We start from the raw sequence: 19,532 nt of genomic DNA, 5'->3' as shown, positions 1-19,532 counted from the left end.
GGTCGCCGGAGGCGGGGATGTGCCATGAGGGTCCGCCTCCGGCGATCGGGGGTCGGGGTCGGGGGCTACTTCTTCGCGCCCTCGACGATGAGAGTGGCGTCGGCGACGGCCTGCAGGTCGGTCCGCCCGTGCTGCCGGGCGACGACGTAGCCCGCGTACCAGTCCCACCAGTGGTGCGGCGGGGAGTTGGCCTCGTAGGCGCCGTGGTGCTCCTCGGCCTCGCGGAGCAGGCCGGCCAGCGTGGCGACGTCCAGCATGGTTCCTCCTCGGTCCTGGAGACGGGGTCCGGCCGGATCAGCGGCCGGGCAGGCGGGTCGTGAGCTCCTGCACCACGTAGGTGTTCCCGTCCGGGTCGGCGAAGGTCGCGTAGGAGGCGTAGCTGCGCCGCTCGGGGTCGAGCCCGGGCGCGTGCGTGGCGGGGTCGGCGCGCACGGCCAGCCCGCCGCCGGCGTCGTGGAAGATCTCGCTGACGTCGGCCCCGTGGGAGATCAGCTCCTCGCGAGCGGCCTCGATGTCCTCGACGGCCAGGAACAGGCCGGCGATGGAGCCGGGCGGCGCGGGGGGCAGGCCGATCCCGAAGTGGATCGAGCAGGTGGAGCCCGGCGGTGTCATCTGGATGATGTGGAACCCCTCGTCGACCAGGAAGTCCGCGTCCTCCCGCCACCCGAGTCCCTTGTAGAACTGCTTGGCGCGATCGACGTCGGATACGGGCACGACGACGGCCTCGAGCTTCATGTCCACGGTGTGCTCCTCGTGCGGGCGCTGGGATCGGCAGCCGGGGCGGTGCCGGCCCGACGAGCCTGGCGTCCGGAGCGGGCTCCTCGCCCCAGGGAGACTCCCTGGTCTGCTGCCTGGCGGGGGACCGGACGACCGGGTGGTGCCGGACCAGGGCGACACACGGGCGCGACCCGCCCAGGCCCGGGACCACAGTCGCCGCCGAGAGGAGGCCGGTCATGCGTTCCGACATCACCCCGGGGGGCGTCTTCCCGGACTACCGGCTGCCCGACCACACCGGCACCGACCGGACGCTCAGCGAGCTGCAGGGCCGGGACCCGATGATCCTCACGCTCGCCCGGGGGCACTACTGCCCGAAGGAGCACCAGCAGCACCTCCAGCTGGCGGCGCTCCAGCCGGTGCTCGCCGTCGCGTACACGCAGATCGTGACCATCACGACCGACGAGCGGCACACCCTGCAGGAGTTCCGGGCGTCGGTCGGCGCCCAGTGGACGTTCCTGTCCGATCCCGGGCGCATCGTCCAGCGCGACCTGGACATCCAGGAGTACACCGACCCCGGCAACGACCCGATGATCCCGCACACCCTGGTGCTCAAGCCCGGGCTGGTGGTCCACACCGTCTACAACGGCTACTGGTTCTGGGGCCGCCCGTCGATCGCCGACCTCTGGCACGACCTGCGGACCGCGTCGGCCGAGATCCGGCCGGACTGGGACCTCAGCACGCCCGGGCTGCGCGAGGCGTGGGCGGCCGGCGACTGGTCGCAGTTCCACGGCTGGGACCACCGCTCGCGGGACGCCGTCCCGGCCGGGTGACCGGTGCGCCGGGCGTCAGGCAGAGGTGCGCGCGAGGGCAGCGACGAGCTCCCGCCGCGAGGTGACGCCGAGCTTGGTGAAGACCTTGCGCAAGTGCCACTCGACCGTGCGCGGGCTGAGGAACAGCTGCGTGCCGATCTCCGGGTTGGTCAGCCGCTCGCCGGCGAGCCGGGCGATCTGCGCCTCCTGCGCGGTCAGCTCGTCCAGCGTGGCGACGACCCGCCGCCGGGCCGTCGCGCCGGTGGCGGTGAGCTCTTGCCGGGCGCGTTCGGCGAACGCCTCCATGCCGATGTCGACGAACGAGCGGTGGGCCGCGCGCAGCTGCTCCCGGGCGTCGGTCCGGCGTCCCTCGCGCCGCAGCCACTCGCCGTAGAGCAGCCGGCTCCGAGCGAGGGCGACCTGGATGCGCGTGCGGGCCAACCGGTCGATCGACTCCCGGTAGAGGGCCTCCACCTCGTCGTGGTCGGCGAGGAGGGCCCGGCACCGGGCCTCGACGCCGAGGGCCCAGTCGCTGCCGCTCGCCCGGGCGAAGCCGGCGAAGCTCGCCGCCGGCCCGGTGGCCCGCTCCGGGCGGCCGCTGCGGACGGACGCCTCGACGACCTCGGGCCACACCCAGGTCCAGAGCTCGAGCCCCTCGGCGTGCCGGGCCGCCCCCTCCGCCGCGTCCAATGCCTCCCCGTAGCGGCCCAGGCCGATCAGCAGCACCGCCATGGTCCAGTCGGCGGAGATCAGCCACAGCCCCTCGCCGCGGCGCAGGACGTCCGCGCGGCCGGCCTCGATCAGCGCCCGTGCCTCGGTCTCCCGCCCGCGCCAGGTCGCCAGCGAGACCGAGCCGTAGGGGGTCACGCGGCTGCCGATCGCCTCGGTCACCGCGGCCGCCTCGCCGGCCAGCGCCGTCGCGGCGGCGAGGTTGCCGGCGAACAGCTGCATGCTGAAGCGCTCGGTCAACGCCGTCGGCAGCAGCGACAGGGCGCCGGTGCGGCGCGCGACCTGCACCTGGCGCTCCGACAGGACGTCCCAGCTCGCGTCGTCGAAGAGCGCGCGGGCGGTGCGGCAGGCCAGCCACAGCCAGCGCAGCGCGTCCTCCTCGGGGATCACGTCCTCCCGGAACGCGGCGAGGGACTCCCGCAGGACGGGGACGCCGGCGTCGTACCCCTCGGTCACCAGGAGCGCCAGCCCGTCGAGGAGCAGCGCGCACGGCCGCGGCAGCCCGCCGGCGTCGGCTGCCCAGCCGGCGGCGAGGAACGCGGTGGCGACGTCGCGGAGGTCCGCGCCACGGGCCTCCCGCCCGGCGGCGACCGCGGCGGAGAAGGCGTCGACGTAGGTCGCCCGCGCCAGCGACGCGTCCAGCGGCTCCAGCCGCCGGGCGGCCGAGAGGAGCAGCCGCGGGGCGTCCCGGCCGTGGGTGGCGGCGAACGTGATCTGGGCGTGCAGCAGGTCCGCCCGTGCCTCGTCCAGCTCGTCGAGCGGCCCGGCCCGTGCCGTGGCCAGCAGCTGCAGGGCCTGCTCCGGCGCTCCGGCGAGGTTCTTGCCGTGCGCCGCGGCCAGGGCGCGCCGGGCCCGGCGCGCGGGATCCGGGGTCAGCGCCACGGCCCGCTCGAGGAAGGCCGCCGCGGCTGCCTGCCCGCCCCGGGCCCGGGCCCGGGCGGCCGACCGCTCCAGCTCCTCGGCCACCTCCTCGTCGAGGCCGGGGATCGCCTGCGCCCGGTGCCAGGCGCGGCGGTCGGGGTCGGTCGCGGGGTCGGTGGTCGCGGCCAGCGCAGCGTGGGCGGCCCGTCGTCGCTCCGCGGGCGCGGCCCGGTAGACAGCCGACCGCACGAGCGGGTGCCGGAACCGCACGCTCGTGCCGATCTCGACGAGACCCGCCTCGGCCGCCGGTGCCTCCGCTCCCGCGTCGATCCCGAGCCGCTCCGCCGCCCGCCAGACCAGCACGGGATCGCCGACCGGGTCCGCCGCGGCGACGAGCAGCAGCTCGCGCGTGTCGGCCGGCAGCGCCTCGAGCCGCAGCCGGAAGCTGTCCTCGATGCGCCCCGTCAGCGGCGCCGCCTCGGGAAGGCCGAACCCGCCGGCGAGGTCGGCCGGTGTGCGCCCCTGCGGCAGCTCCAGCAGCGCGAGGGGGTTCCCGTGGCTCTCGGCCACGATGCGGTCGCGCACCCGGGGATCGAGAGCCCCGGTCACGGCCGACTCCAGCAGCGCGGCGGCGTCGCTCGTCCGCAGGCCCCGGACGAGGAGCTCGGGCAGGCCCAGGAGCAGCGGTTCCCGGTCGGAGGGCCGGACGGCGAACACCACGGCCACCGGCTCCGCGGCCAGCCGCCGCGCGACGAACTCCAGCGTCTGCGTCGAGGCCCGGTCGAGCCACTGGGCGTCGTCCACGACGCAGACCAGCGGCCGTTCCTCGGCCACCTCGGACAGCAGGGTCAGCACGGCCAGGCCGACGAGGAAGCGGTCGGGAGCCGGACCCGAGCGGAGGCCGAAGGCGGTGCACAGCGCCTCCCGCTGCGGTCCGGGGAGCGTGGGCAGCCGGTCCAGGAACGGGCCGCAGAGCTGGTGCAGGCCGGCGAACGCCAGTTCCATCTCCGACTCCACACCGGCGGCACGGCCGATGCGGCACCCCGTCGCGCGACGCAGGAGGAACTCCAGCAGCGCCGTCTTGCCGATCCCCGCCTCACCGCGCAGCACGAGGACCTGGCTGCGCCCCGCCTTGGCGGCGGCCACGAGGCCGCTCAGGGCCTCGCACTCGTCCCGGCGCCCCAGCAGCCCGGGCCAGGAACTGGTACTCCGCATGCTGCACACCGCCAGATCTCGGGAACGGGCTGGGGTGCCTCATCGGCCGCCGCCGCGTGGTCACGGAGCGCCGACGGGAGTGAGAGTCCCTCTCGCGACGGCGCAGCGGAACGGGTGTCGGTCCGCGCGCGCGGGAAGCCGTCCCCGTCGCGGGTCGCCGTCACGCTGTGTCGAGGGGGCATCCGCCGTACGCTCGGCCGGCGCCGACGGGATCCCGTCCGGTCCGTCGGGGGGCTGTGAGGTGCCATGCGGGGGACGTCGGGGCGTGCGCGGGCGCGCGAGCAGCGCAGCGCCCACATCGAGCAGGTCGCCCTCGAGCTCTTCCGCAGCCGCGGGTTCGACCGGGTGACCGTGGAGGACGTCTGCGCCGAGGCGGGCGTCGGCCCGGCCACCTTCTACCGGCACTTCGGCACCAAGGAGGGGGTCGTCTTCTCCTACCGGGAGACCTTCGCGGCGGCGCTCCGGGCGTCGATCGAGGCCGCGGCCGGTGTGCCGGAGCAGGCGCGCCTCGCTGCCGTGCTGACCCGCTTCGCCGGGTTCCTCGAGTCGCAGAGCGAGCTGCTCGCCCTCCGCGACGAGATCGTCCTGGGGAACGAGCGGCTCCTGCACCGGACCCTGGTCGTGCAGCGGGAGATGGAGGCGGAGCTGGCGGAGGGCCTGGCCGGCCTGCGCGGCGTGCCGCCGTCCGACGCGGCCGTGCGGCTAGAGGCGGGGCTCGGCCTGCTGGTGCTCCGCACCGCCGTCCGCTCGTGGCGGGCGGGGGAGCGGGACTCGCTCCAGGCCGCCGTGGACGACGCCCTGGGAACCACCCGCGGCCTGCTCGGGGCCGGTCCGGGGGCCGGCGCCGGGGACGACCACCGGACCTGACCCGGCCACGATCGGAGGGGTGTCCCGCAGCCGCCGGCGGTGGAAGCATCCCGGCATGACCGGCACGCCTGCTCGCCGTCGTCCCTCCCTCCGCCTTCCCCGGCCCCGCGCGGCCGCCGAGGGCACGCCCGCCCCGAGCGGCCCGGGGCGCCCGCCGCGGGTGGTCGTCGTCGGCGGGGGCTTCGCCGGCTTCTACGCGCTGCGCTCCCTGCAGCGGCACGTCCCCCGGGGGAGTGCCGAGCTGCTGCTCGTGAACCCCAACGACTACTTCCTCTACAGCCCCCTGCTGCCGGAGGTCGCCACCGGCGTCGTCGAGGCCCGGCACATCGCCGTGTCGCTGCGCCGCCCCCTGCGGCGGGTGCGGCTGGTGCTCGGCCGCGTGCAGGACGTCGACCTGGCCGCGCGGACGATCACCGTGCGCCGCGGGGACCTGGAGCAGCGGTTCGAGTGGGACCACCTGGTCCTGACCCCGGGGTCGATCACCCGGCAGTTCGAGATCCCCGGCGTCCCGGAGCACGCCCGTGGCCTCAAGACCCTGGTCGAGGCGGTCTACCTGCGCGACCACCTGCTCGAGCAGCTGGACCTCGCCGACGCCCAGCCCGACACCGCGGAGGGGCGGGCGGCGCGGGCGGCGATGCTCACGGTCGTCGCGGTCGGTGCCGGCTACACCGGGACGGAGTTCGTCGCCCAGGCGCACCGCTGGTTGACCCGCATCGAGCGCCGCTGGGACCACACCCGCGCCCGTGATGTGCGCTGGGTGCTGGTGGACGTGGCCCCGGCGGTGCTGCCGGAGCTGGGGCCCCAGCTGGGCGAGCACGCCCTCGGCGTGCTGCGGCGCAGGGGTGTCGACGTCCGCCTGAGCACCAGCGTCCGCTCGGCCGACGACGACGGCGTCGTCCTCACCGACGGGACGGCGATCGCCACCCGCACCCTGGTCTGGGGCGCGGGGGTCGTGGCCAGCCCGCTCGTCGCCGGGCTCGGCCTGCCGACCCGGCGGGGCCGCCTGGTCACCGAGCCCGACCTCTCGGTCCCGGGGGTCGAGGGCCTCTGGGCGGCCGGCGACGCGGCCGCGGTGCCCGACCTCGCGGCGCGCCCGGGCGAGGACGGCGAGCTGCCCGACACCCAGCCGACGGCGCAGCACGCCCAGCGGCAGGGCACCGCGGTGGGGCGCAACATCGCCGCGGCCCTGGGGTTCGGCACCGCCCGCCCGTACCGGCACCGCGACCTGGGCCTGGTCGCGGACCTCGGCGGCTTCGACGCGGTGGCCCGGCCGCTCGGCATCCGGCTGACCGGGCCCGTCGCGAAGCTCGTCACCCGCGGGTACCACCTGCTGGTCCTCCCGGCGGTGTCCAACCGCGTCCGGGTGGCCCTCGACTGGGCGTTCCAGACCTTGCTGCCGCCCGACGAGACGCAGCTGTCGGTGGTCCGCGAGGAGGACGCCCGCCTGGCCAGCGCGCAGGCCACGGCCATCTACGGCGCGGCGGAGGAGCGGCGATCGGCGGGGTGACCCGACCTCCCGGTGGCGGCCCGGCGGCGGACCCCTACCGTGGAGGGGGCCATGCCGAACTCTTCCCACGGCCGCCCGCACGAGGACGCCGCCTCCCGGTCCGCTGACCGGGACGGGGCCACGCCGGACGCTCCCGCCATCCCGTCCTTCGCCTCGCTGCGGGCTCCTCGCCGGCGCACCGCCGTCGACGTGCTGCTGCCCGACGCCCCACCGGCACAGCCGGCGGCGACGCCCCCGACGGGTCCGCGGCCGGCCGAGTACGCCGACCTCTGGCTGCTCGGCGCCCGCGCCACCCGCGTCCTGGCCGGGCTTCCGTGGCGGGTGGCCGGCTGGTCGGTCCGGGCGCCCGTGGCCTGCGTCGGCCGGCTGCTCGGCCGCCCGGAACGGGGCTAGGCCGCGCTCCTGCCGCGGGTGCCCGCCGGGACGCGGGGCGTCGACCGCCACGGGACCGCGTGCGCGCCGATGCGGTCGTGGATCCGGTCGAGGTACCCCCGGGCGCCCAGGTGGACGGGCCGGGGCGAGGGAGTGGGCGGTTCGGCGGCGTGCTCCGGCTCGGCGAGCAGCTCCGCGCGCCGGCGCTCGAGCTCCGCGACCTCTGCGAGCAGGGCGTCCCGGCGGGCGGCGGCCCGCTGGTCCAGGGCCTCCCGGTGCGCCGCGGCCTCGGCGTCCGCCCGGCGCCGCTCCTCGCGTCCCGTGGCCAGCATGGCGACGACCTCGTCGCGAGCGCGCAGCCGCGCCCCGAGCGCCTCCTCCGCGGCCCGGCGGAGCAGCGCCTCCGCCTGCTCGGCGGCGCGCTGCCCGACCGCGCGGGCGTCCTCGAGCGCGACCGCGGCCTGGGCCCGGACGTCCCGTCCGGCCTGCTCGGCCTCGGCGAGGACCCGGTCGGCCTCCGCGATGCGGTCGGCGACCTCGGTCTCCGCGTCGGCCAGCAGCTGCTGGGCCTCGGTGCGGGCCTCCGCGAGGATCCGGCGTGCGTCGGCGGTCAGCACCTCGGCCTGCGCGCGGACGACGGACCGGTGGTTCTCCGCCTCGGCCCGGATGTTCTCGGCCTCGTCGGCCGCGCCGGCGAGCAGGGCACCGACCCGGCGGGAGGCCTCGACGAGCCGTCCGCCGGTGGGGGAGTGGGACAGCAGCTCCCGCGCGGACGCCAGGGCCGCCTGCGTCTCCAGGTGCCGGGCGAGCAGGTGCTCGCGCTCCCGATCGGCGGCGACGAGCTCGTCCTCGGCCCACCGGACGTAGCTGTCGACCTGGAAGCGGTCGTAGCCGGCGACCACGCGCCGGAACATGGGCCCCGCCTCCAGAACGCCCGGCAGGTCACCGGAGACGTTCGGGCGGACCCGGTCCGGCCGCTCCGCGACGGACTCCGGGTCACCTGCCGCCACGTCGGCGTGCAGCTCGATGCTCATCCCACCTGCCTCCCCACGCAGTTCGGTCCGAGGAGAGGAACGCTACGGGCCCGAAACCGCGGTCCGCTCCGCGAACCTGGCGGGCATCACCCGGAGGAGCGGTGCCGGGCCCACGATCCGGTCACCGGGCCGCAGGAACTCGCGCTGCGTGACCTCGCCCACCCGGGTGAGGCGGTCGGGCCGGCGCGTGTGGGCGCGGGCGCGGAGGCGCACCCTCGTCCCATGACGCCCGTCCCGAGCTCGCCCGCACCGGGGAGCATGACCGTCCCGCCGCTGTTCGGCTGGGAGGTCATCCTCGTCGTGCTCGTCGGCGTCGTGCTGGTGGGCGTCCTCTTCCTCGTGCTCGGGGCGGCGCGGGCCAGCGGCAGCGAGCGGTCGGAGTTCCAGGCCTGGCTGGACGGCCGGTCCGGTAGCCGCGCCGGGGAGGACGCCGGGCGTGACTGAGACCTCAGACGCTTGGTGCCCCAACGATTGGTGCGCCAGCTAATCTGGAGCGCGTGAGCACCACGACGACCCCCGTCGCCGAGGACGTCCTCGCGCTCGACCGGCAGGTCTGCTTCGCCCTGTCCGTCGCCGCGCGCAACGTCGTCGCCGTGTACCGGCCCGTGCTCGAGCCGCTGGGGCTGACCCACCCGCAGTACCTGGTGATGCTGGCGCTCTGGCAGCACGGGTCGCTGTCGGTCAAGCGGCTCTCCGGCCTGCTGCAGCTCGACCCGGGCACGCTGTCGCCGCTGCTGAAGCGGCTGGAGCAGGCCGGTCTGCTGCGGCGGGAGCGCGACGCCACCGACCAGCGCAACCTCGCCCTCTCCCTGACGGAGAAGGGGCAGGCGCTGCGGGAGGAGGCGGAGCGGATCCCCGCCGGGATCGTGGAGCGGCTGGGCATGCCGGTCGACGACCTGATGGCGCTGCACGCCGCGCTCACCGGGGTCATCGCCGCGTCCCAGCAGGCGCTGGCGGAGAGCGAGGGGAGCGGTCGTGGCGAGCGCTGACGTGCAGGACCCGGTCCTCCGCCCCGCTCCGCACCGGTGGCTCTGGTACGCCTTCGGCGGCGCGCTCCCGGCCCGGCACCGCGGGTGGGTGCTGCACGACACCACCACGCGCACCTGGTGGCTGCGCCACGTCGTCCGCACGCTCGTCCAGCTGGCCGTCCCGATCGCCCTGCTCCTCGTCCTCCTCCCGGCCGGGTGGGGGCTGAAGCTGGCGTGCGCCGGCGGCGGTCTGGCCCTGGCGCTGTTCTACTCGTCGGCCTACATGCCCGAGGCGGTCGAGAACCGGGTGGTCAAGGCCGGCTACCCGGTGGGCACCGCCACCCGTCACCGCGACGCCGCCGGCCTGGTGCGCCAGCAGGCGGAGAGCGACCGCAAGCGCGCGGCCGCCGCCAAGCGGGCCGCCCGCTACCGCGAGCGCCTCGGGCGCTGACCCCGGGTCAGCCCACCGCGGCCGCGGCCCTGGCCGGGTCCATGCGCCGGGCACGGGCGATGATCCGGCGGCAGCGCAGCTCGAGCAGCACGACGGCGACGCCGAACAGCCGGAACTGCCGGTTCGTCGTCTGGCCGGTCCAGTACCGCTGGTAGACCTGCTGGGCGATCACGGCGACGCGGAACAGGCCGAACACCTCGTACCAGGCCCACTCGCTGCGGGTGACCGTCCGGCCGCTGCGCTCGGCGTAGTGCGCGACGACCTGCTCGCGGGTCATCATCCCCGGCAGGTGGGTGGGCTGGCGCCGGAAAACCTGCATGAGCCGGCCGTCGTCGGCCTGCAGCCAGTAGCCGAGCGATCCGGCCAGGTCCATGAGCGGGTCGCCCACGGTGGCCAGCTCCCAGTCGAGCAGCCCGATCGGCTGCGTCGGGTCGTCGGGGTCCAGGACGACGTTGTCGAAGCGGAAGTCGTTGTGGACCAGCGTGTGCGCGCGGTCCCCGGGCTGGTTCTCGTCGAGCCAGCGCATGACCGTCGAGAAGCTGCCGACGTTCCAGGTGCGCGCCCGGCGGTAGCGCTCGCTCCACCCCTCGACCTGCCGCCGCACGTAGCCCGGGCCCTTGCCGAGATCGGCCAGACCGGCCGCGGCGACGTCGACCGCGTGCAGCTCCACGAGCAGGTCGACGACGTTCCGGCAGAGGGCGGCCACCTCGTCGCGGGACAGCCGCACGTCGCGGGGCAGCTCCTTGCGGGGGATGGGGCCCTCGATCCGCCGCATCACGTAGAACGGCGTGCCGACGACCGACGCGTCCTCGCACAGGGCCACGGTCCGCGGCACGTACGGGAGCACGCGGCCCAGCGCGGTCTGGATCCGGTGCTCCCGCGCCATGTCGTGCGCGCCCTTGTGGTGCGTTCCCCTGGGCGGGCGGCGGAGGATGAGGTCGCCGTCCGGGTAGCGCAGCAGGTAGGTCAGGTTCGAGACGCCGCCGGAGAACTGCCGAACCTCGGGCACGGCCGCGAGGTCGACGCCGGCCGCCTCCCGGTCGGCGTGCGCGGCGAGCCACGCCGCCGCGGCGCCGACGTCGAAGGCGTCCTCGGCACGGACGTCCCTGGCGTCCGGCGAGGTCACGTCAGCTTCCGGACGGCGGACAGCGGCAGCACCCGCATGAGGAAGCCGATCGGCACCCACGGCCAGGCCGGCACGTACGCCTTGGTCCGGCGGGCCTCGATGGCGGCGACCATGCTGCGCACCCCGGTGGGGGTGTCGACCATGAACCGGGTCTTCTGCCGCACGTGCTCGTTCATCTCCGAGCGGATGTAGCCCGGGTAGATCACCGAGACGTCCAGGCCGGGGATCCGCTCCGAGCGCAGCCCCTCGGCGATCGAGGCGACCCCCGCCTTGGTGGCGGCGTAGACGGTCATCGGCTTCCGCATCCCGCGCAGGGCCGACATCGAGGAGATGAGCACCAGGTGCCCGCGCTGCTGGCGCCGGAAGATCTCCAGCGCCGCCTCGCACTGCGCGAGCGCGCCGACGAAGTTGGTCATCGCGGTCTCGCGGTTGGCGTCGGCCCGTCCGGTGCCGAGGGGAGCGCCTTTGCCGAGCCCGGCGTTGACGACGACCCTGTCGACGGTGCCGAACGCCTCGGCGAACCGGGCGAAGACGGCGGGGACGGCCTCGGCGTCCGTCACGTCGAGCGCCGCGGTCTCCACCCGCCGTCCGGTCGCCGTCCGGATCTCCTCGGCGAGGACGTCGAGCCGGTCGGTGCGGCGCGCGCAGAGCGCGAGGTCGTGCCCCAGGGCGGCGAACTGCCGGGCCATCTCGGCGCCGAGGCCGGAGCTGGCCCCGGTGATCAGGACCGTGCTCATCGGTCGTCCCCGTTCTGCTCGGCCCGGTGGATGCGCGCGCCCATGCCGCGCATCTGCCGGTCGTACAGCGGCCGCGCCAGCCGCTTGGTCCAGTAGGCGATCCGGGCGTTGCGGTCGGGCAGGACGAGGAACCGCCTCGCGTCCACCGCGCTCACCACCCGGTCGGCGATCTCGTCGGCGCCGAGCTTCGACCGCTCGATGAGCCGGGTGGCGACCTGGTCCATCAGCGGGTCGTCCCCGCCGAGGGAGGCGGCCAGGTTCGTGCGGAAGAAGGTCGGGCAGACGACGGAGACGTCGACGCCCCACGGGCCGAGCTCCCAGCGCAGGCTCTCCGAGAGCGCGACCACGGCGGCCTTGCCGGCGTCATAGGAGGTCATCGCCGGCGGGTGGACCAGGCCCGCCGCCGAGGCGACGTTGACCAGGTGACCGGAGCGCTGCTCCTTGAGCAGCGGCACGAACGTCCGGCAGCCGGTGACCGCGCCGAGCACGTTGACGTCGAGCACGCGCCGCCAGTGGTCGGCGCCGAGCCGGTCGATCCGCCCGCCGGCCGCGATCCCGGCGTTGTTCACGAGGACGTCGAGCCCGCCGAACTCCGAGCGGACCCGGTCCAGCGCCGCGGCCCAGTCGGCCTCCGACGTGATGTCCAGCCGCTGGTAGGACGCGCCGGACGGGACGTCGGCGCTCTCGGCCAGGTCACCGACGAGCACGCGGTCGCCCCGGGCCGCGTACCGGGCGGCCAGCGCGGCCCCGAGGCCGGACGCGCCGCCGGTGATCAGGACGCGGCGGGTCATCGCACGGCCACGGGCGAGGAGGAGCGGCAGGAGATCATGCCGGCACGCTACGGAAGACCCGCAGGTCAGCCGTCACCCGCTCCCGCGGCCCAGGGGTCCTCCCGGCGCCAGACGGTCGGCAGGTGCAGCCCGACGCCCTGCTCGGCGGCCAGCCGGCCCAGCACCCGCAGGGTGACGTCCAGGTCGTCGCCGGCGTAGGGCAGCGCGCGCAGCGGCTCCTCGAGGGGCCGGAAGAAGTCGTCCCAGTGCACGAGGACGACGTCCTTCGCCCCGACCGCCTCGACGGTGTGCCGCCAGTAGTCGCGGAGGTAGCTCTCGTCCAGGACGCCGAGCTGGCCGACCCCCAGGTAGGCGACGTCGGCGGCGTGCCCGTCGAGCGAGCCGGGCACGAACCCGGCGCTGCCCTGCACGAGAGCGGTGCGGCCGCTGGTGTGGCCGAGCAGCAGCGACCACGCCTCCCCGCAGCGGTAGGCCGCGGCCTTCACGGGCGGGACCACGGGCGCGGTGATCTCGCCGGGGTAGCGGTCGGGCGGGCAGTGGTCCGACACCACCGGGGTGACGGTGAAGCTGCCGAGGACGATCGGCTCGCCCGGGACGGCCACCCGGATCCGGTCCTCGGGGAGACGCCCGCCGCGGGCCACGTTGGCCGCCGACCGCCCGCCGACCACGACCGCGCCGGTGCGCCGCGCCACCACGGCGGAGTCGAGCGCGTGGTCGACGTGCGTGTGCACCGGCAGCACGGCGCGCAGCCGGCCGCCGAGGTCCAGCCGGGCCAGCGCGGCGTCGATGCGCGCCTCGTCGGGCGCCACCTTCCCGAGCCCCACGCGCAGCAGCGAGGGACGGGAGAAGTAGCCGTCGGTCATCACCGCGTGCTCGCCGTCATCGAAGAGCAGGCTGGCGACGCCGAGGAAGGTGACGCCGAAGCGGCCGGTCGCGGCGGGGACGTCGAACAGCCCCGCGTGGGGCCGCAGGTCGGGGCGCCCGAGCTTCAGGCGCACGGTGCCTCCTCCAGGATCTGCCGGACGTGCGCCAGCGCCGTGGCCAGCTCGCCGAAGCTCGTGCTCAGCGGGGAGAGGCCGACGCGCAGGCCGCGGGGCTGCCGGAAGTCCGGGATGACGCCGCGGCGCCACAGCTCGTCGACGACGGTCTTCATCGCGTCGTGCTCGAGGGTGACGTGGCCGCCGCGGGTGGCGGCGTCGCGCGGCGAGGCGACGACGACACCGAGCGGCGCCAGGACCTGGTCCGCGACGTCGATCGCGAACTCCGTGAGGGCGACCGACTTCGCCCGGACGGCGGGCATCCCGGCCCGCTCCACCAGGGCCAGCATGTCCTCCACCGGGATCATCGACAGGATCGGCGGCGTGCCGCTGAGGAAGCGGCGGATGCCGGTCGCCGGGACGTAGTCGGGGCCCATCGCGAAGGGCTCGGCGTGCCCCATCCACCCGGTGATCGGCTGGACGAGCTCGTCCTGCAGGCGCCGGGCGACGTAGCCGAAGGCAGGCGCCCCGGGCCCGCCGTTGAGGAACTTGTAGCTGCAGCCGACCGCGAGGTCGACGTCGGCGGCGTCCAGTGCCGTCTCGATCACGCCGGCCGAGTGGCAGAGGTCCCAGAGCACGAGCGCGCCGGCGCAGTGGGCCGCGGCGGTGATGGCCGGCAGGTCGGCGACGTAGGCGGACTTGTAGGCGACGTGGCTGAGCACCACCAGCGCCGTCCGGTCGGAGAGCACCGCGGCCACCTCGGCCGGCTGGACGCCGGTGGCCGGGTCCGGCTCGATCCAGCGGATGGTGCGCCCGGTCTCCGCGGCGACCGACGCCAGGATGAAGCGGTCGGTGGGGAAGTTCTCGGTGTCGGCGACGATCTCGGTGCGCTCCGGGCGGGCGTCGACCGCGGCCCGGACGAGCTTGTAGAGCAGCACCGTGGTCGAGTCGGCCACCACCGTCTGGCCCGCCGCGGCGCCCAGCACGACCCGCCCGATCAGGTCGCCCACGGCGGTCGGCCGGTCCAGCCACCGCTCGTCCCACGCGCGGATGAGCCGCTCGCCCCACTCCTCGTCGACGAACCGGGCGAGGCGCCCGCCGGTGACCCGCAGCGGCCGGCCGAGGGAGTTGCCGTCGAGGTAGGCGAGCACGCCGTCGGGCAGCACGAACTCCGACCGGTAGGCCGCGAGCGGGTCGCGCGCGTCGAGGTCCGCGGCCCGCTCGACGAACTCGCGGGGCAGCGGAACGTCGTCCTCAGGCACCGATCCACGTCCTCACCGTGTACAGCTCGGGGAAGAAGGTGAGGTCCAGCGCCCGCTTGAGGAAGTCCACGCCCGAGCTGCCGCCGGTCCCGGTCTTGAAGCCGATGGTGCGCTGCACGGTGCGCAGGTGCCGGAAGCGCCACAGCTGGACGGCGTCCTCGAGGTCGACGAGGTCCTCGCAGGTGGCGTACTCGGCCCAGTGGGTGGTGGTGTCCTCGTAGATCCGCTGGAACACCGGCAGCAGGGAGGCGTCCTCCACCCAGGCCTTCCGGACGTCGCGGTCGAGGACGGGCCGCGGGACGTCGTGCCCCTGGCGGGCCAGGAAGGCGAGGAAGGCGTCGTAGACGGTGGGGGAGTCGAGCAGCTCCGCGAGCATGTCGTGCGCCTCGGGCCGCGACTCGAAGACCTTCAGCATCCGGGCGTTCTTGTTGCCGAGGACGAACTCGACGGCCCGGTACTGCCAGGACTGGAAGCCGGACGCGTTGCCGAGGACGCCGCGGAACTCCGTGTACTCGCTGGGCGTCAGCGTCGCGAGGACCGACCACTGGTCGGTGATCGTCCGGAAGACGTGCTTCACCCGCGCCAGCCCCTTGCGGGCCCGGCGCACGTCGTCGGCGTCCAGGTGGGTGCGGACGGCGCGCAGCTCGTGCAGCGCCAGCTTGAGCCAGAGCTCGGTCGTCTGGTGCTGGATGATGAACAGCGGCTCGTCGTGGTGGTCGCTGATCGGGTGCTGCGCCGACAGCAGGGTGTCCAGCGCCAGGTAGCCGCCGTAGTCCATCCGCGCGGTGAAGTCGGTCTGCACGCCGTCCTCGATCGCGCGGACGCCGTCGTCGATCGCCATGCCGCCTCCCGGGTCCGGACCGGACGCTACCGATCGGGTACACCTGATCGGTGGTCGCTGGCGGATCGGAGGACAGGTCGGTGCTGAGCCGGCCGGCGTCGGCTCCCGACGCCGTCGTCCGCTACGGGCCCGACCGCGACCAGGTCGCCGACCTCCGGTACCCGGCGGAGCCGACCTCCGACCGGCCGGTCCTGGTGCTCCTGCACGGCGGCTTCTGGCGCCCCTCGTTCGACCGGCTGCACCTGCGGCCCATGACCGAGGCGCTCGCGGCGGCCGGCTGGCCGACCGTGGCGCCGGAGTACCGGCGGGTGCCCGGCCGCCCGGACCTCACCGTGGACGACGTCGGCGCCGCGGTGCGGGCGGTCGCCGGGCTGCCGGAGCTCGCCGGCCGCCCGGTCCTGCTGGCCGGGCACTCGGCCGGGGGCCACCTGGCGCTGCACGCGGCCGCCACCCTCGACGCCCCCTACGCGCCGGCCGGGGTCCTGGCCCTCGCGCCGGTGGCCGACCTCCGCCTCGCGCAGGAGCTGCGGCTGGACGGCGACGCCGTGACCGCCTTCCTAGGGGAGGACGCCGCCGGCCGCCCGGACCTGGACCCCGCCGCGCTGCCGTCCCCTGCCGGCGCGGTGCGGATCGTGCACGGGCGCGACGACGGCATCGTCCCGGTCGAGGTGAGCGAGTCCTACCTGCGGCGCCACCCCGCGGCCGCGCTCACCCGGGTCGACGGCGGGCACTTCGGGGTGATCGACCCCTGGAGCCCGGCGTGGCCCGCGGTGCTCCGGGCCCTGGAGGACCTGGCCGCGCCGGCGTGAGCCGTCGCGTCACGCGGCCCGGACGAGCGCGATCGCTTCCCGGTGGCCGAGCTCCGCGCCCTCCGCGTGGGCGGCCGTGTAGGCGTCGCTGCCCAGCTCGCCGGTCACGCGGGTGCGCAGCTCGGCCTCGCTCGGCCGCGCCGCGGGCCAGGCGCGCAGGCCCGCCCGCCGGCGCAGCCCGTCGGCCGCACCCAGGGCGATCGCGGCCCGTCGGGCGTCGGCCCGGGCCAGCGCGAGGTGGGCGGCGGCCACGAGGGAGAAGGTGAGCGGCAGGGTGCTCACCTCCGCGCCGTCCTCGGGCACCGAGTCCAGCAGCAGCGGGCGGGCCTCCTCGAGGCGACCGGTCCAGACCGCGAGGGCGGCGAGCTGGGCCAGGGCGGCCGACATGAGCCACCGGTTCCCGGCCCGGCGGCCGAGCCCGGCGACCTCCGTGAGGTGCGCCCGGGCCGCCTCCGTCCGGCCGAGCACCATCTCGAGCCCGCCCACGGTGAGGACCGCGAAGGCCTCGAACGGCGCGTCCTGGTGCCGGAAGCCGTCCAGCGCCGCCGTCGCCGCGCGGAGGGCGCCGTCGATGTCGCCGACGACCGGCACGGTCCACGAGATGGCCAGCTGGGCGGCGCTCTCGAGGTAGGGATCCCCGATGCGTCCCTCCAGCCGCCGGAGCCCCTCGACGGCGGCGAGCGCGTCGTCGTCGTCCCCGACCTCGACCGCGGTCATGGCCGAGGTGACCAGCAGCTCGGCCCGGGCGCGGTCGTCCAGCGCGACGCCCCGGCGCTGCACCTCGTGGATCCAGGCCCGGCCCTCGGGCATCCGCCCGCGCATCTGCCAGAACAGCCAGAGGATGCGGAACAGGTGCGGCAGCGGCGCGATGTCCTGCGTGCAGAACCAGCGGATGGCCACCCGCAGGTTCTCCTCCTCGGTCCGCCACTGGTCGGCCCACTCGCCCTGGCGCTCGGACGGCCAGTCGGTCGCCTCGACGAGCGCCCGGAAGTACGCGGCGTGCCGCCGGGCGACGTCGTCCCGGTCGGGGCGGCCGGCCAGGCGCTCGGCGGCCAGTTCCCGGACCGCTCCGAGCATGCGGAACCGTGGTCCGGCGCCGGACACGTCGATGACCACGAGGCTGTGCCCGGACAGCTCGTCGAGCAGGTCGAGCGCCCGGTCCTCCGGGAGCCCCGCGACGGCGGTCGCGGCCTCGAGCGTCCACCCCTCGGCGAAGACCGAGAGGGTCTCCAGCATCCGCCGCTCGTCGTCCCCCAGGAGCCCGACGCTCCACTCGACCGTCGCCCGGAGCGTGCGCTGGCGCTCGGGGAGGTCGACCGGGCCGGGCCCGAGCGAGTCGAGGCGGGAGCCGAGCCGGGCGAGCAGCGCGGCGGGGTCGAGCAGCCTGCTGCGGGCCGCGGCGAGCTCGATGGCCAGCGGCAGGCCGTCGAGACGGCGGCAGATCTCCGCGACGACCGGCGCGTTCGACGCGGTGAGGGCGAAGTCGTAGCGGACCGCCCGCGCGCGGTCCACGAACAGCCGGACGGCGGGGAGCGCCGCGAGCTCGTCCACGTCCGGCCGCTCCGGCAGTGCCGGCACGTCGAGCGCACCGACGGGGTACTCGCGCTCGGCCCGCAGCCGGAGCGCGGTGCGGCTGGTGACGAGGACGGTGAGCCCGGCGCACCGCGCCAGCAGCTCGTCGAGCTCGGACGCGACGCCCACGAGCTGCTCGAGGTTGTCGAGGACGAGCAGCGCGGGGGTGTCGGCGAGGTGCTCGGCGACGACGTCCAGCGGCCGGCGGTTCCCGTCGACCGGGGCGCCGAGGGCGGCGGCGACGCGGGGGAGCACCAGGGCCGGGTCGGCGACGGAGGCCAGCGGGACGAAGACGGCGCCGCGCGGGTAGGAGGCGTCGAGGCGTTCGGCCACCGCGATCGCCAGGCGGGTCTTCCCGACGCCGCCGGGGCCGGTCAGGGTGACCAGCCGGACGCCGGGCGACCTGAGCAGGTCCGCGACGGCGTCGATGTCCCCCTCTCGCCCGATCAGCGACGTCGACGTCGTGGGCAGGGACCGCCTGGGCGGCGCAGATGCGGGCGGAGCGGGTGCCGGTACGCCGTGGCCGGCCGCGAACCGCTCGCTGAGCAGCAGCGCCAGGTCGTCGCGCACCAGCCGCCCGAGCTCCCGCGGGGTGCGGAAGGTGCGGTAGGAGTCCGACCCCTGGGCCTGGAGCTCGCCGATCATGCCGGTCAGGCGTGCCTCCCGCTCCGGCGCCGGCTCCTTGACGTAGAGCAGCCGGGGGATCGAGCCGGAGAGCCGGAACTCGTCCTCCAGCCCCGAGACGTCCATGCCGGGGCCGATCCAGCCGTACCGCTGCCAGTACAGGCCGACGAAGACGTCCGACTGCGCGAGGTAGGCGCGGTAGAGCTCGCGCGGCGGGTGCGGGCGGGCCCCGAGCTCGAACATGACGGGGGTGAGCCGGAGCGCGGTGATCGCCCGCGCGACCGCTGCGCGTTCGGGCGCGAGTTCCGCGAGCGTCGAGCTCACGAACACGCGCAATCGCTGGTCCGGCGTCCGGATGGCGACCGTCTCCTGCTGGTCCACGGTCATGCGTCGTCCTCGACAGGGTCGGGAGGGGAGGCGGCCATCGTGTCGGCACGGAGCGCGGCGGGAAAGGGGCTCGCACCTCACACGGTGGTCCGGCCGAGAAACCGGTCGGTCGCGGCGTGCAGAGCGTCCTGGACGGCGGGGTCGAGCGCGACGGGGTTCGGTCGGCCGACGGCGCGCTCGTCGAGGTAGCTCCCGGACGGGGCTCCCACGGTGGTCGCGGCGACGACGTTGGCGCCCCCCTGGTCCGCCCCGGCACCGCCGCCGCCGAACATCGCGTGCAGCAGGCCGGTGGAGATCACGCCGGGGTGCAGGCTCACGACCGTCTGGGGCACCCGGCCGGCGAGCCGGGCGGTGCTCGTGACCACCGCGAGCTTCGACTGCGCGTACGCGGCCACCGGCGAGTAGGGGTGCCGCTCGAAGCCCAGGTCGTCGAGGTCCAGGGAGGCGGTCTGGTGCGTGGCCGAGGCGACGTTGACGACCCGCCCCGCCGGGGGCAGAGCGGGCAGGAGCAGGTCGGTGAGGAGCGCCCCGGCGAGGTAGTTGATGCCGAACGTGCGCTCGGCTCCCCACGGGCCGGGGGTCCGCCGGTCCGGTCCGGGGATGCCGGCGTTGTTGACCAGGACGTCGACGGACCCGGTGACGCCGAGGACCTGCTCGGCCAGCTCGGGGACCGCCCGCTCGTCGCCGAAGTCCGCGGGCAGGTAGTGGATCCCGGTGCCGTCGGCCGCGGCCGCCCGCACGGGCGCCAGGCGGGCGTCGGCCTCGGCCGCCGGCTCCGGGCCCTGGAGGACGAGGGTGACCGGCCGCCGGGCGAGCAGCCGGGCGGCGGAGAGCCCGATCCCGCTGGTGGCGCCGGTCAGCACGATCGTCGGCACG

At 75.9% G+C, this 19,532-nt stretch carries 20 protein-coding genes; 8 read left to right on the top strand and 12 right to left on the bottom strand.

The annotated features are described in order from the left end of the window. Nucleotides 1–65 precede the first annotated feature (65 nt). The gene (locus tag ACI78T_RS03855) at nucleotides 66–257 is read right to left on the bottom strand and encodes a hypothetical protein (protein ID WP_456556750.1); all 192 of its coding nucleotides are present in this window, start codon (nucleotides 255–257) and stop codon (nucleotides 66–68) included. Between the two features lie 37 nt (nucleotides 258–294). Beyond that, nucleotides 295–735, bottom strand: coding sequence for a VOC family protein (locus ACI78T_RS03850; RefSeq protein ID WP_456556956.1), 441 nt, complete (start codon nucleotides 733–735; stop codon nucleotides 295–297). 218 nt (nucleotides 736–953) lie between these two features. On the opposite strand from ACI78T_RS03850, the gene ACI78T_RS03845 reads away from it, so the two are divergent. Further along, nucleotides 954–1,547, top strand: coding sequence for a redoxin domain-containing protein (locus ACI78T_RS03845; protein WP_456556749.1), 594 nt, complete (start codon nucleotides 954–956; stop codon nucleotides 1,545–1,547). A gap of 15 nt (nucleotides 1,548–1,562) precedes the next feature. On the opposite strand, the gene ACI78T_RS03840 is transcribed toward ACI78T_RS03845, so the two are convergent. Continuing rightward, complete coding sequence (locus ACI78T_RS03840) at nucleotides 1,563–4,331, bottom strand: ATP-binding protein (protein WP_456556748.1); 2,769 nt, start codon at nucleotides 4,329–4,331, stop codon at nucleotides 1,563–1,565. Nucleotides 4,332–4,577: 246 nt separating this feature from the next. On the opposite strand from ACI78T_RS03840, the gene ACI78T_RS03835 reads away from it, so the two are divergent. Genes ACI78T_RS03835 through ACI78T_RS03825 form a run of 3 tightly spaced genes read left to right on the top strand, consistent with a single transcriptional unit; the run spans nucleotide 4,578 to nucleotide 7,098 of the window. Then, nucleotides 4,578–5,198, top strand: a complete 621-nt coding sequence (locus ACI78T_RS03835) for a TetR/AcrR family transcriptional regulator (protein WP_456556747.1) — start codon at nucleotides 4,578–4,580, stop codon at nucleotides 5,196–5,198. A gap of 55 nt (nucleotides 5,199–5,253) precedes the next feature. Beyond that, nucleotides 5,254–6,705 carry an NAD(P)/FAD-dependent oxidoreductase gene (locus ACI78T_RS03830; protein WP_456556746.1) on the top strand — a complete coding sequence of 484 codons (1,452 nt, stop codon included), beginning with the start codon at nucleotides 5,254–5,256 and terminating at the stop codon, nucleotides 6,703–6,705. 51 nt (nucleotides 6,706–6,756) lie between these two features. Next, complete coding sequence (locus tag ACI78T_RS03825; RefSeq protein WP_456556745.1) at nucleotides 6,757–7,098, top strand: hypothetical protein; 342 nt, start codon at nucleotides 6,757–6,759, stop codon at nucleotides 7,096–7,098. Here the strand turns inward: ACI78T_RS03825 and ACI78T_RS03820 are convergent. Next, nucleotides 7,095–8,111: a hypothetical protein gene (locus tag ACI78T_RS03820; protein WP_456556744.1), complete on the bottom strand. Its 1,017-nt coding sequence runs from the start codon at nucleotides 8,109–8,111 to the stop codon at nucleotides 7,095–7,097. The two genes, ACI78T_RS03825 and ACI78T_RS03820, sit on opposite strands and share 4 nt — an antisense overlap. 222 nt (nucleotides 8,112–8,333) lie before the next feature. On the opposite strand from ACI78T_RS03820, the gene ACI78T_RS03815 reads away from it, so the two are divergent. The 3 genes from ACI78T_RS03815 to ACI78T_RS03805 are packed head-to-tail and all read left to right on the top strand — an operon-like array spanning nucleotide 8,334 to nucleotide 9,530. Further along, nucleotides 8,334–8,555, top strand: coding sequence for a hypothetical protein (locus ACI78T_RS03815; RefSeq protein WP_456556743.1), 222 nt, complete (start codon nucleotides 8,334–8,336; stop codon nucleotides 8,553–8,555). 53 nt (nucleotides 8,556–8,608) lie between these two features. Beyond that, a complete protein-coding gene (locus tag ACI78T_RS03810) occupies nucleotides 8,609–9,100 on the top strand; it encodes a MarR family winged helix-turn-helix transcriptional regulator (protein ID WP_456556742.1) in 492 nt (163 codons plus the stop codon). Next, nucleotides 9,087–9,530, top strand: coding sequence for a DUF5313 family protein (locus tag ACI78T_RS03805; RefSeq protein ID WP_456556741.1), 444 nt, complete (start codon nucleotides 9,087–9,089; stop codon nucleotides 9,528–9,530). The genes ACI78T_RS03810 and ACI78T_RS03805 overlap by 14 nt, the downstream gene beginning before the upstream one ends. A gap of 7 nt (nucleotides 9,531–9,537) precedes the next feature. On the opposite strand, the gene ACI78T_RS03800 is transcribed toward ACI78T_RS03805, so the two are convergent. From ACI78T_RS03800 to ACI78T_RS03775, 6 genes are all read right to left on the bottom strand, one after another. Further along, entirely contained in the window at nucleotides 9,538–10,656 is a 1,119-nt protein-coding gene (locus ACI78T_RS03800) for a phosphotransferase family protein (RefSeq protein WP_456556740.1), read from the bottom strand. Further along, a complete protein-coding gene (locus tag ACI78T_RS03795) occupies nucleotides 10,653–11,393 on the bottom strand; it encodes an SDR family oxidoreductase (protein WP_456556739.1) in 741 nt (246 codons plus the stop codon). The genes ACI78T_RS03800 and ACI78T_RS03795 overlap by 4 nt, the downstream gene beginning before the upstream one ends. After that, nucleotides 11,390–12,184 (bottom strand): SDR family NAD(P)-dependent oxidoreductase, encoded by a 795-nt coding sequence (locus ACI78T_RS03790; RefSeq protein ID WP_456556738.1) that lies wholly within the window; start codon nucleotides 12,182–12,184, stop codon nucleotides 11,390–11,392. The genes ACI78T_RS03795 and ACI78T_RS03790 overlap by 4 nt, the downstream gene beginning before the upstream one ends. A 65-nt stretch (nucleotides 12,185–12,249) precedes the next feature. Continuing rightward, complete coding sequence (locus tag ACI78T_RS03785; RefSeq protein WP_456556737.1) at nucleotides 12,250–13,182, bottom strand: MBL fold metallo-hydrolase; 933 nt, start codon at nucleotides 13,180–13,182, stop codon at nucleotides 12,250–12,252. Then, a complete protein-coding gene (locus ACI78T_RS03780; protein WP_456556736.1) occupies nucleotides 13,173–14,423 on the bottom strand; it encodes a kynureninase in 1,251 nt (416 codons plus the stop codon). The genes ACI78T_RS03785 and ACI78T_RS03780 overlap by 10 nt, the downstream gene beginning before the upstream one ends. Beyond that, a complete protein-coding gene (locus ACI78T_RS03775; RefSeq protein ID WP_456556735.1) occupies nucleotides 14,416–15,264 on the bottom strand; it encodes a tryptophan 2,3-dioxygenase in 849 nt (282 codons plus the stop codon). Before ACI78T_RS03775 ends, ACI78T_RS03780 begins: the two co-directional genes overlap by 8 nt. A gap of 80 nt (nucleotides 15,265–15,344) precedes the next feature. Between ACI78T_RS03775 and ACI78T_RS03770 the strand changes: the two genes are divergently transcribed. After that, complete coding sequence (locus ACI78T_RS03770) at nucleotides 15,345–16,073, top strand: alpha/beta hydrolase family protein (protein ID WP_456556734.1); 729 nt, start codon at nucleotides 15,345–15,347, stop codon at nucleotides 16,071–16,073. A 9-nt stretch (nucleotides 16,074–16,082) separates the two neighbouring features. Here ACI78T_RS03770 and ACI78T_RS03765 read toward each other — a convergent pair whose 3' ends face one another. Together ACI78T_RS03765 and ACI78T_RS03760 are read right to left on the bottom strand one after the other, a co-directional pair. Further along, on the bottom strand, nucleotides 16,083–18,656 hold the full coding sequence (locus ACI78T_RS03765) for an ATP-binding protein (RefSeq protein WP_456556733.1): 2,574 nt from the start codon (nucleotides 18,654–18,656) through the stop codon (nucleotides 16,083–16,085). A 77-nt stretch (nucleotides 18,657–18,733) separates the two neighbouring features. After that, nucleotides 18,734–19,531 carry an SDR family NAD(P)-dependent oxidoreductase gene (locus tag ACI78T_RS03760; RefSeq protein WP_456556732.1) on the bottom strand — a complete coding sequence of 266 codons (798 nt, stop codon included), beginning with the start codon at nucleotides 19,529–19,531 and terminating at the stop codon, nucleotides 18,734–18,736. Nucleotide 19,532: the final 1 nt, after the last annotated feature.

The organism is Blastococcus sp. SYSU D00922 (assembly GCF_054050495.1).
This window is presented reverse-complemented; position numbering and strand designations above follow the sequence as displayed.